The organism is Kribbella sp. NPDC050820 (assembly GCF_040653975.1).
Lineage (GTDB): Bacteria > Actinomycetota > Actinomycetes > Propionibacteriales > Kribbellaceae > Kribbella.
Genome location: NZ_JBFAHB010000136.1, coordinates 1 through 11199 on the forward strand (window position 1 = coordinate 1; position 11199 = coordinate 11199).

Annotated in this window: 9 protein-coding genes; 2 read left to right on the top strand and 7 right to left on the bottom strand. The window is 68.9% G+C overall.

What is annotated here, in order from left to right; all coding sequences use genetic code 11:
* The first annotated feature begins 229 nt into the window (after positions 1-229).
* Together AB0H36_RS47140 and AB0H36_RS47145 are read left to right on the top strand one after the other, a co-directional pair.
* Entirely contained in the window at positions 230-2020 is a 1791-nt protein-coding gene (locus tag AB0H36_RS47140) for a bifunctional UDP-sugar hydrolase/5'-nucleotidase (RefSeq protein ID WP_360538625.1), read from the top strand.
* Positions 2021-2027: 7 nt separating this feature from the next.
* Entirely contained in the window at positions 2028-3554 is a 1527-nt protein-coding gene (locus AB0H36_RS47145) for an alpha/beta fold hydrolase (protein WP_360538628.1), read from the top strand.
* Here AB0H36_RS47145 and AB0H36_RS47150 read toward each other — a convergent pair.
* The 7 genes from AB0H36_RS47150 to AB0H36_RS47180 all read right to left on the bottom strand — a co-directional run bounded on the left by AB0H36_RS47150 (position 3551) and on the right by AB0H36_RS47180 (position 11058).
* Positions 3551-4117 carry an OsmC family protein gene (locus AB0H36_RS47150; protein WP_360538631.1) on the bottom strand — a complete coding sequence of 189 codons (567 nt, stop codon included), beginning with the start codon at positions 4115-4117 and terminating at the stop codon, positions 3551-3553. The two genes, AB0H36_RS47145 and AB0H36_RS47150, sit on opposite strands and share 4 nt — an antisense overlap.
* 13 nt (positions 4118-4130) lie before the next feature.
* Positions 4131-5303, bottom strand: a complete 1173-nt coding sequence (locus AB0H36_RS47155; protein ID WP_360538634.1) for an NAD(P)/FAD-dependent oxidoreductase — start codon at positions 5301-5303, stop codon at positions 4131-4133.
* Between the two features lie 221 nt (positions 5304-5524).
* Positions 5525-6922 carry a GH1 family beta-glucosidase gene (locus tag AB0H36_RS47160; RefSeq protein ID WP_360538637.1) on the bottom strand — a complete coding sequence of 466 codons (1398 nt, stop codon included), beginning with the start codon at positions 6920-6922 and terminating at the stop codon, positions 5525-5527.
* Between the two features lie 90 nt (positions 6923-7012).
* Positions 7013-8017: an ABC transporter ATP-binding protein gene (locus AB0H36_RS47165; protein WP_360538640.1), complete on the bottom strand. Its 1005-nt coding sequence runs from the start codon at positions 8015-8017 to the stop codon at positions 7013-7015.
* Entirely contained in the window at positions 8014-9042 is a 1029-nt protein-coding gene (locus AB0H36_RS47170) for an ABC transporter permease (protein WP_360538642.1), read from the bottom strand. The genes AB0H36_RS47165 and AB0H36_RS47170 overlap by 4 nt, the downstream gene beginning before the upstream one ends.
* A 1-nt stretch (position 9043) precedes the next feature.
* A complete protein-coding gene (locus tag AB0H36_RS47175) occupies positions 9044-10024 on the bottom strand; it encodes an ABC transporter permease (RefSeq protein WP_360538645.1) in 981 nt (326 codons plus the stop codon).
* Positions 10021-11058: an ABC transporter ATP-binding protein gene (locus AB0H36_RS47180; protein ID WP_360538648.1), complete on the bottom strand. Its 1038-nt coding sequence runs from the start codon at positions 11056-11058 to the stop codon at positions 10021-10023. The genes AB0H36_RS47175 and AB0H36_RS47180 overlap by 4 nt, the downstream gene beginning before the upstream one ends.
* Positions 11059-11199: the final 141 nt, after the last annotated feature.

The window sequence follows — 11199 nt, forward strand, 5'->3', positions numbered from 1 at the left end:
CCACGCCCTCATCGCCCTGGCCATGCTCACCCTCGGCGGCTACCGCCCACCCCTCCCCGGGCGAAACTGACCCACACATCAGACAGAAGAGCCGGTTATCCCCTCGAACGGGCGGGTGTCAGATTCTTACGGGGTTTGGCGACTCGCCGTGTGGTGGTGACATGTTGTTCATTCTGCGCCAGTCTCATCTTGTCGGAATGTGCTTGTTCGGACAGTTGAGGAGACATTTGTGCGCAGAATCCGCCCCCGCACCCTGGCCGCCACGATCGCCGCGGTCCTCGTCGCCGGCGTCAGTCCACCGGCCGCAGCACTGGCCCCAGCGGGCGCCAGCCCCGCTCAAACCGACCCGGTGCCGGTGCAGCTGGTATCGATCACCGACTTCCACGGGTACCTGCGGCCGCCGTCGCCCGCTGACGGCGGGACGATTGCCGGTCCGGACGGGAAGGCCCAGGTTGTCGGCGGAGCGGCGTACCTGGCGACCCACCTGAAGAGCATCCGCGCCGGACACCGCAACTCGATCTTCTTCGCCGACGGAGACAGCTTCTCCGGGTGGCCGTTCGAGGTGGACGCGCACGCGGACGAGCCGACCGTCGAGGTGCTGAACGCGCTCGGCGTCGAGTTCTCCAGCGTCGGCAACCACGAGCTCGACGTGTCGAGGAGCTTCCTGGTCGACCACATGGCGAAGGGCAAGTGCTTCGGCACGGTCGGCGTGGACAGCTGCTTCACGGACTCGACCGGCCGCCGCTTCCACGGCGCCGACTTCAGCTTCCAGTCGGCCAACATCGTCGACGCCAAGGGCCGCACGATCGTCGCGCCGTACACGATCCGTTGGGTCCGCGACCACGGCCGCTCGTACCCGGTCGGCTTCATCGGCCTGACCGTCCCGGACACCCCGGTCGGCTCCACGTCGTACCAGCCGGAGCTCAGGGCGCTCGACCCGGTCGAGTCCGCGAACAAGGCAGCGGCCGAGCTGACCCGGCGCGGGGTGAAGGCGATCGTGCTCAACATGCACGACGGCGGCACCGACGGCTCGGCGACGTACGACAACTGCGTCAACCCGAGCGGTCCCGCGATCGACCTGGCCCGCAAGGTGACGCCGCAGATCGACGCGATCGTCACCGGCCACTGGCACGCGGCGTTCAACTGCAGCATCCCGGACCCGGCCGGCAACCCGCGCCCGGTCGTCGAGGCCGCGAACCACGGCCGCCTGATCAACGAGATCAACGTCCAGCTCGACCGCCGGACCGGCGAGGTACTGCGGGACCGGACCACGTCGACCAACCGCCCGGTCACCCGCGACGTCACCCCCGACCCGAAGATCCAGGGCATCGTCGACTACTGGACCGCGGCCGGCGACCGCAAGTACGCCGAGCCCGTCGCGACGGTCACCGGCGACTTCACGCGTACGGCGAACGCAGCCGGCGAGAGCACCTTCGCCGATCTCGCGGCCGACGTACACCTCTGGACCGCCCGCCAGGACGGGCCCGCCGACCTCGGCCTGATCGCAGCCAGGCCGGCCACCGGGTCGACCGCACTCCGCGGCGACCTCCTGGTTGCCAACAGCAACAAGCCGGGCGACGGGGACGGCCGGGTGCTGCTGGGGGAGTCGTGGGAGGCGTACGGCTACGGCAACCCGGTCCTGACCGTCAGCCTGACCGGTGCACAACTGGACGCCGTACTCGAGCAGCAGTGGCAGACCCAGCCCAACGGCACGGTGAAGTTCGCGCCGCTCGCGGTGTCGGGCAACGTCAGCTACGCCTTCGACGCCGGCCGCCCGGTCGGTGACCGGGTCGACCCGGCCGACGTGAAGGTCGACGGCGCCGTACTCGATCCGGCCAGGACCTACCGGGTCGCCGCGCTGGCCTACACGGTGATCGGGGCGGACGGTTACTCCGCCTTCAAGGTCGCCACGGACCCGGTCCGGAACAACACCGATCACGAGACCTTCGCGTCGTACCTGAGAACCCACAAGACCTTGACCCCGGCGCCCCTTACCCGAGTGGTTCAGAAGGGGGCATAGTCGGGGTGTGGTGCTTGGGTTCGGGGGAGATCTGGAGTTCGACCCGGTGTTGTTCGAGGTGCGCCGGGGTGGAGTTCCGGTGCCCCTGGAGCCGCAGGCGTTCGACGTGCTCGCCTACCTGGTCTCGCACCGTGACCGGGTGGTCGCAAAAGAGGAACTGATGGACGGTGTCTGGGGCGGCCGTTTCGTGAGCGAGACGGCCGTCACCAGCCGGATCAAGCAGGTACGGCGCGCGCTCGGCGACGACGGCCACAGCCAGCGGATGATCCGGACCCTGCACGGTCGCGGCTACCGCTTCGTCGCGCCGGTCGAAGCGTCGGATCGGCCGGCCGAACCGGTCCGCTACACCGTCAGCGACGGCCTGCACATCGCGTACCAGGTGACCGGTAGCGGCGACCTCGACCTCGTGCTGATCTCCGGATTCGTGTCGCACCTCGAACTGGACTGGGCCGATCCGCGGCACGCCCACTTCCTGCACCGGTTGGGGTCGATGGGCCGGCTGATCCGGTTCGACAAGCGCGGCACCGGGATGTCGGACCGGCCGTCCGGCCTGCCGGACCTCGAGACGCGGATGCACGACGTACTCGCGGTGATGGACGCGGTCGGGTCGCAGCGGGCAGTGCTCGTCGGGTACTCCGAGGGCGGGCCGATGGCGATCCTGTGCGCGGCGACCCATCCCGAGCGGGTCGCGGGGCTGGTCCTGTACGGCGCCTACGCCAAGCGGATCTCGGCGCCCGACTACCCCTGGGCGCAGCCCCAGGAAGTCTGGCGGGTCTACACCGATCACCTCGTGAACGGGTGGGACTGGGAGGCGGACATGCGACTGCGCTGCCCGTCGGCCGACGTACCGATGCAGCGGTGGTGGGCACAGCGCATGCGAGCGTCCGCGACACCGTCCACCGTGCGGGCGCTACTGGACATGAACTCGCTCGTCGATGTCCGGGACGCGCTCCCCGCGGTCCGCGTCCCGACCCTCGTGCTGCACCGGGTCGGCGACGCCCTGATCGATGTCGGCGGCGCTCGTTTCATCGCCGACCGGATTCCCGGCGCGCGACTGGAACTGCTCGAGGGGGCCGACCACTTCGTCTCCGGGAACCCGGACCAGATCCTCGACCCGATCGAGCGGTTCGTCGCCGACCTGCCGAAGACGGTCGGCCGGCCGGTGGCGCTGACCGCCGTCACCGCGCCCGCCGGGCCGTCTGCCGGTGAGTTGGTCTCGAGCCTGGTCGCGGCCGGCGGGCGCCGGTGCGCCGGGCCGGACTCACGAGCAGTCGTGTTGTTCGACGGTCCTGCCACCGCTGTGCGCGCCGGACTCGCCCTCTTGCATCCTGCCGACACGCTCGGCGTCGCGATCGCCGAGGTCCCGCGCGATGCGATCGAGCTGGACGCGTACGGCGTACAGGTTGCGATCGGCCTGGCCGACGAGGCTCCCCCGGGGTCGTTGTGGATCACCCCGGGGGTGCGCGATTTGCTGGCCGGCTCCGGCGTTGCGACGGAGCCCGCCGACTCGGTGTTCCGGGCGGTGCCGAGCTAGGCGGTCGCGACGTCGATCGAGACCGGGACGCCGTGCGTGATCACGTCGTACACCGCGGAGCGGCGGCGCGACTGGTCGACCAAGGCGGCCAGCTTCTCCGCCGCCTCGTCGCCCTTGACGTGGAAGACGACCCGGATCGCCTCGTACCCGTTGCGGACCTCGGGGTCGAGCCCGAGGATGCCGAGCAGGTTGATGTCGCCCTCGACCGTCGAGGTGACCTCCTCGAGGTCGATGCCGCGGGCGGCGGCGATGTTCGCCAGGCCGCTGGTGAGGCAGGCGGCCAACGCGTGCAGGAGATGCTCGGCCGGGGTCGGGCCGTTGTCGCCACCGACCAGCACCGGCGGGTGGTCGGCGTCGAAGGTGAAGGCGCTCGCGTGGTTGTGCTCCTGCCCGGCGCCGTAGAACCCGCTGATCGTGCCGCGGTTGTGGGTGCCGCTGATCCACTTGTTGGTGGCGCGGAACTGGAACCGGGCGAGCTCGGGCTGTGCCTTGACCGCGTCGAGGGTGGCGAACAAGGTCGCGGTGTCGACGCCGTTGCGGCGGTTCTCTGTCGTGGTGGTCATGATTCTTGTCCTCTCAAGCTGCTGAGGTGACGGCCTGCTGGCCGGGAAACGAGGCCAGTTGGTCGGCCTCTCGTTCGAGCGCGTCGCTGAGCTGGACCTGTAGCTCGACGAAGCGTTCCGGTGCTGGGAAGGCGGTCAGTGCGCGCGTCAGGTCGAGCACCTCACGCGCCATCGCGGTCCGATTCGCCTGGTACGACGACATCGCGGCGCGCTCGGTGGACGGGTCGCGGAGGCCTTGGTCGATGGCCGTCGCGAGGAGCTCGGCGTCCCGGAAGGCGTCGGTGATCCCGTGCCCGGTGATCGGATCGCGGTGGTACCCGGCGTCGCCGACGAGCGCCCAGCCGGGGCCGTGCGACTGGCGGAGATAGTTCGGCAGGTCGGCCGCTCCACGCAGTCGTTCGGTGATGCGACCGGCGCGGACCCGAGTGCCGAGGCTCGGCACCAGTTGCTCGAGTTGCCTGACGAAGGCCGCCGTACGGCGGGAGCCCGCCGTACGGATCGGGTCGAGAAGTGGAGTCGGCCGGATCAGCCAGACGCAGGCCTCGCCGTTGTGCGTCGGGAACACACCGGCGAACGCGTCCGGCGCGACATGGAACTCGTAGGTGTCCGGCGCCAGTCCGGTCACGTAGGTGAAGTAGACCGCGCACGGCGAGGTGTAGTGCTCCAGCGTCCTGGCTTGAACGAACTCCGCCATTCGTGAGCGGCGACCGTCTGCGCCGACGACAACGCGGGCGGACAGTTCGACGCGATCGCCGTTCCGGTCGCGGCCGACGATGCCGGTGACTCGTCCGTCGCGCGCTCGCAACAGACCGGTCGCGGTCACGCCCGTTCGGAGCTCCGCGCCTGAGTCCACAGCGGCATCGGCGAGCAGGCTGTCCAGGATCTGCCGACGGGGCGCGACGAGGATGTCCACGCCGACGCGCGGCTTGATCCGCCGTACCTTGGTCTCACCTGGAAGCTCGAACCGCACCTTCGTCACCGCCGGCGCACCACTCGCCAGGACGGAATCGAGCAGTCCCCAGCGGGACAGCTGGACCACCCCGCCCCGAAGCAGACCATGCGTCGACAAGGTGTCACTCGGCATCCGCGCCTTGTCCACCATCACCACGCGATACCCCATCCGCCCCAGCAACATCCCCGTCGCCGCGCCCGCACACCGCGCCCCGACAACCACCACGTCGTACATTCCCGCCCCCATCGTCGATACAACGACTCTGCGACAGGACCGCACCCAATACTTGGAGACCGAATGGAGGCCCGATCTCCACGATTTCTCCACACTTCCGCCGCCCGGCCGCCAAAGCCAGGCAGACGGACCGCTGGGCCATCACAATTGCCGGACTCGGTCCGGTTCAGGCGCGCGGGCGGGCGAACGGTGTGATTGTGATGGCCTGGCGGTCCGTAGCCCTACTGTCCCCGGTGCGTCTCGGCGAGCCGCTTCAGGTACAACGCGCTGGATTTGGGGGTTCGGGTTTGGGTTTCGTAGTCGACGCGGACGATGCCGAAGCGTTTTGCGTAGCCGTAGGCCCATTCGAAGTTGTCCATCAGGGACCAGGCGAGGTAACCGCGGATGTCTGCGCCCTGCTGGATCGCGGCGGCGACGGCGGCCAGGTGGGAGGTGAAGTAGGCGACCCGGTCGGTGTCGTCGACGAAGCCGGTCGAGTCGGGGTGGTCCTCGAAGGCGGATCCGTTCTCGGTGATGACCATCGGCAGCCCCGGGTAGTCCCGGGCGATCCCGACCAGCAGATCGGTGAAGCCCTCCGGCACGATCTCCCAGTCCATCGCAGTGCGCGGCTTGTCCAGCGGGACAGTGCGACTCACCGGCCGCCCGTCGTCATCGACAGTCCGCCCGTCCTCACCGAACCCGGTGAACTTCTGGCTGAAGTAGTAGTTCACCCCGAGTACGTCGATCGGCGCCGAGATCACCTCGAGATCGCCATCGACGACCGGCAGCGCGACCCCCTCAGCAGCAAGATCCGCAACCACATCGGCGGGATACCGCCCGAACACCAGCGGATCGAGATAGAGGCGCCGCCCCATCCCGTCCGCCCGCCGAGCCGCGTCGACGTCGGGCCGCGCATCCGAGGCCGGGTACGCCGTCGCCACGTTCAACGTGATCCCGATGTCCAACCTCCGCGGAGACGCCTCCCGCATCCGAGTCGTCGCCAGACCGTGCCCGAGCAGCAGATGATGTACGGCGGCCAACGCCGCCGGGTACTCACGCCGACCCGGCGCATGAGCGCCGTACGCGTAACCCAGCATCGCCGAGCACCAAGGCTCGTTCAGCGTGGTCCACGTGTCGACGCGATCGTTCAACGCGTCGAAGACGAGCATCGCGTAGTCGGCGAACCGATACGCCGTGTCGCGCACCGGCCAGCCGCCGGCGTCCTCCAGGTCCTGCGGCAGGTCCCAGTGGTACAGCGTCACCCACGGGTCGATGCCCTGGGCAAGCAGTTCGTCGACGAGCCGGTCGTAGAAGTCGATGCCGGCCAGGTTGACCGGGCCCTTCCCGTGCGGCTGGACCCGCGGCCACGCCACCGAGAACCGGTAGGTGTCCAGGCCGAGGTCCTTGATCATCGCCACGTCGGCCGGCATCCGGTGGTAGTGGTCGCAGGCGATGTCGCCGGTGTCGCCGTTGTCGATCGCACCCGGCACCCGGCAGTAGGTGTCCCAGATGGACGGCGTCCGCCCGTCAACGGCGACGGCGCCCTCGATCTGGTACGCCGACGTCGCGACACCCCACCGGAATCCGGCCGGCAGCCCCGCGATCAGCTCGGCGTCCCCCGAGACAGAAGTTGTGCTCATCCGCGTCCTCGCTTCGCTGCGGGCGCGGATGAAGCACGAGGTGCACTGTGCCTTCTGATGAACTCGCTTCGCTCGCTCATAGAGAACCTTTCAGGAGGTAGGTACGCGGCCAGGGAGCCAGCAGGCGACGGACCGGCTGGGATCGTTGCGGGCGGACGGAATCCCGAGCACCGGGATCTCGGCCGAGCACCGGTCGAACGCGTGCGGGCACCGCGGATGGAACGAGCAGCCGGACGGCATCCCGCGCAGGTCGGGCGGCGATCCCGGAATCCCGGCCAGCTCCCGCCGCGGTCCACGCAACGCCGGGAACGACTTCAGCAACCCCTCGCTGTACGGATGCAGCGAGTCCTTGTACAGATCCGCAGACCGCGCCTCCTCGACGATCCGGCCGCCGTACATGATCGCGATCCGGTCCGAGAACTCCACCAGCAGCGACAGGTCGTGCGTGATGAACAGGACGGAGAACCCGAGCCGCTCACGCAGCTCGACCAACTGGGCGAGGATCTGCCGCTGCATCACCACGTCGAGCGCGGTGGTCGGCTCGTCCATGATCACGATCTGCGGTTCCAGGACGAGCGCCATCCCGATCATCACCCGCTGCCGCATTCCGCCGGACAGTTGGTGCGGATAGGCGTCCATCCGGTCCGCCGAGATCCCGACCAGTTTCAGCATCTGGGCAGCCCGAGCGGTCCGGGCCTGCGGGCTCAACCCGGGCTCGTGCGCCTTGATGACGTCGAGCATCTGGGTCGAGACCTTGTGCACCGGGTTGAGCGAGTTCATCGCACCCTGGAACACGATCGACGTCTCGGCCCACCGGAACGCCCGCAACTCCGGGTCCGTCAGCGCCATCACGTCGTACGAGTCACCGCTCGGCGGGTGGTACACGACCGAGCCGCCGCTGATCACTCCAGGCGGCGGGAGCAGCCGCGTCACGCCGTACGCGAGCGTCGACTTCCCGCTGCCGCTCTCGCCCGCGAGCCCGAGGACCTCACCGCGATGCAGGGTCAGCGTGACGTCGCGGACCGCCTGGACGGCCTGGTCGCCGAGACCGTAGTCGACGCAGAAGTCCTTGATCTCGAGCACCGGCTCCTTCATGCGGCCTCCTTCTTACGCCGTACCACAGGAGTCGCAGCGCCGGCCCTGGACCCGAGGACCGGGGTGAAGCCGACCCGCATCCGGACCGAGTGACCGTCCGTCGTCTTGACCTTGGTGTGCCCGCTACTCCGCAACCGCGGGCTGACGAACTCGTCGATGCCGAAGTTGATCAGCGACAGTGCCGTACCGAGGATCGCGATCGCGAGACCGGCCGGGACGAACCACCACCAGGCGCCCTGGGCCAGCGCCTGCTGGCTCTGCGCCCAGAACAGGATCGTGCCCCAGTTCCACTCGGAGATGGTCGAGATGCCGATGAACGCCAGGGTGATCTCGGACATCACCGCGAAGATCACCGTACCGACGAAGCCGGAGGCGATGATCGCGGTCAGGTTCGGCATGATCTCGGCGGTGATGATCCGCCAGGTGCTCTCACCGGTCGCCCGCGCGGCCTCGACGTAGTCGCGCCGCCGCAACGACAGCGTCTGTGCCCGCAACACCCGCGCGCCCCAGGCCCACGAGGTGAGGCCGATGACGAGGGCAACCATCAGGTCGCCGGCACTGGGGATGGTCGAGGCGACGATGATGATCAGCGGCAGCGCCGGGATGACCAGGAAGACGTTCGACAACGCCGACAGGCTCTCGTCCGCCGCGCCGCCGAGGAAGCCGGCGCTGACCCCGATCAGCACGGACAGCGCGGTCGCGACGATGCCGGCCAGCAGGCCGACGAACATCACGCCGCGGGTGCCGACGAGCACCTGGCTGAAGATGTCCTGGCCGAGGTGCGTCGTACCGAACCAGTGCTTGCCGGACGGCGGCTGGATCAGGTCGCTGCTGCGCGCAGACGGGTCGTACGGCGCGATCCACGGCCCGATGACCGCGATCACGCAGAAGAAGGCGAGCACGATCAGGCCGGTCGCGGCCTTCGGGTTGGCGACGAACCGCAGCCGGCGGCGCTTGGCCGGCGCGGCCGCGACCTCGGGACCTTCCGGCGTCACCGCGGTGATGGTGCTGGCTGGCGCGGACATCTCAGCCCTCCTTCCGGGTACGCGGGTCGAGCAGCAGGTAGGCGATGTCGGCCATCAGGTTGGCGACCAGGACGGACAGCGTGATGACCAGGAAGATGCCCTGCATCAGCGGGTAGTCCTTGGAGCCGACCGCCTGGAAGAGGTTGTAGCCGATCCCCGGGTAGGAGAAGACGATTTCCACCAGCAGCGTGCCGCCGACGATGAAGCCGAGCGACAACGCGAAGCCGGAGACGTTCGGCAGCAGCGCGTTGCGGGCCGCGTAGCTGACCATCACCCGGCGCTCGGGCAGGCCCTTGGCGTGCGCGACGGTGATGTAGTCCTCGGAGGCGACCGTCACCATCATGTTCCGCATGCTCAGGATCCAGCCGCTGACCGAGGAGATCAGGATGGTGACCGCCGGCAGCAGGCTGTGCTGGATCGCGCTGCCGATGAACTCGCCGTTCCAGGACGGCACCAGGCCGGGCTCGTAGCCGCCGGACGACGGGAAGATGCTGCCCGGGCCGGCCAGCAGGGTGATCGCCAGCAGGCCGAGCCAGAAGTACGGGATCGACGACAGGAAAGTTGTCACCGGCAACAGCCCGTCCAGCCAGGAGCCGCGGCGCCAGCCGGCCAGCACGCCGAGCGACGTACCGATCATGAAGCTCGCGAACGTCGTGATCCCGACCAGCGCGATCGTCCACGGCAGGCTCTGGCTGAGGATCTCCGAGACCGGCGTGGGGAAGAAGGTGAACGACAACCCGAGGTCGCCGCGGAACACCTGGCCCCAGTAGTCGACGTACTGGCTCCACAGGCTGGCGTCCTTGTCGAGGCCGAACAGCACGTAGAGCGAGTTGATCGCCTCGGTGCTCATCTGCCCCTGGAACTTGTTGATCAGCGAGGTGACCGGGTCGCCGGGGATCATCCGCGGGATGAAGAAGTTGATGGTCAGCGCGGCCCAGGCGGTGAAGAGGTAGAAGGCGACGCGTTGCAGCAGGAACTTCACTTCGCCGCTCCTTCCTCGTACAGCCAGCACGCGGCCCAGTGACCGTGGTTCGTGGGTAGGTCGAAGCGGGGCGGAAGGTCGGTCGAGCACTTCGGCATCGCGTGCACGCAGCGCGGGTGGAACCGGCAGCCGGTCGGCGGAGCGATCAGGCTCGGCGGTTCGCCGCTGCCACGGTCCTCCTCGGACTGGAGATCGCCGACCCGGTCCAGCCGGTCCGGGTCCGGCGCGCTCTCGATCAGCAGCCGGGTGTATGGGTGGGCCGGGTTCTGCGTGACGGTCTCGGAGTCACCGCCCTCGACCATCCGGCCGGCGTACATCACCAGCGTCTCGTCGGCGAAGTAGCGGGCCGACGCGATGTCGTGGGTGATGTAGAGGATGGCCAGGTTCAGCCGTTCCTTCAGGTCGCGCAGCAGGTTCAGCACACCGAGCCGGATCGAGACGTCGAGCATCGACACCGGCTCGTCGGCGAGCAGCGCCTCCGGGTCGGCGCCGAGCGCGCGGGCGATCGACACCCGCTGACGCTGACCGCCGGACAGTTCGTGCGGGAACTTGTCCAGGTAGCGCTCCGGGGGAGTGAGTTGCACCCGGAGCAGCAGGTCGCGCAGGTTCTGCTCGAGCTCGGCGGCCGATTCACCAGCCCGGCCGTGCATCTTCAGCGAACGGGTCAGGTGGTACCGCACGGTGTGCGTCGGGTTCAGTGACGCGAACGGGTCCTGGAAGATCATCTGCACCCGGCGGCAGTACGCGCGGAACTTGCGGCCGCCCTTCACCGTGACGGTCTCGCCGTGCAGGCGGATGTCTCCCGCCGTCCGTCCGTACAGCTGGGCGAGCAGGCGGGCGACGGTCGACTTGCCCGAACCGGACTCGCCGACCAGCGCGGTGACCCGGCCCCGGCGCAGCGTGAGCCGGATGTCGTCGACCGCGTGCACGACCTTGCGCTCCTTGGTGAGCAGGTCGCGGACTCCCCGCCGTACCGGGAAATGCTTGGTGAGGCCTTCGGCCTCGAGGACCACCTCAGAGTCGGTGACCGTCATGGGACTCCAATCGTGGTACCGCGGCGCCGGGGGACATCCCGGCGCCGCGGTTCGGCGGGCACAGGGGGCCGGGGGGGGTGAGGTTGAGGGCAGATGGGTAGAGGACACGTGTGTAGTAGACTGACCGGGTGAGTATTTGCG

Excerpts from the sequence above, each read along its gene's own strand:
- AB0H36_RS47150 (WP_360538631.1), bottom strand. The coding sequence starts at position 4,117 with ATGACCACCACGACAGAGAACCGCCGCAACGGCGTCGACACCGCGACC.
- AB0H36_RS47155 (WP_360538634.1), bottom strand. The coding sequence starts at position 5,303 with ATGTACGACGTGGTGGTTGTCGGGGCGCGGTGTGCGGGCGCGGCGACG.
- AB0H36_RS47160 (WP_360538637.1), bottom strand. The coding sequence starts at position 6,922 with ATGAGCACAACTTCTGTCTCGGGGGACGCCGAGCTGATCGCGGGGCTG.
- AB0H36_RS47165 (WP_360538640.1), bottom strand. The coding sequence starts at position 8,017 with ATGAAGGAGCCGGTGCTCGAGATCAAGGACTTCTGCGTCGACTACGGT.
- AB0H36_RS47170 (WP_360538642.1), bottom strand. The coding sequence starts at position 9,042 with ATGTCCGCGCCAGCCAGCACCATCACCGCGGTGACGCCGGAAGGTCCC.
- AB0H36_RS47180 (WP_360538648.1), bottom strand. The coding sequence starts at position 11,058 with ATGACGGTCACCGACTCTGAGGTGGTCCTCGAGGCCGAAGGCCTCACC.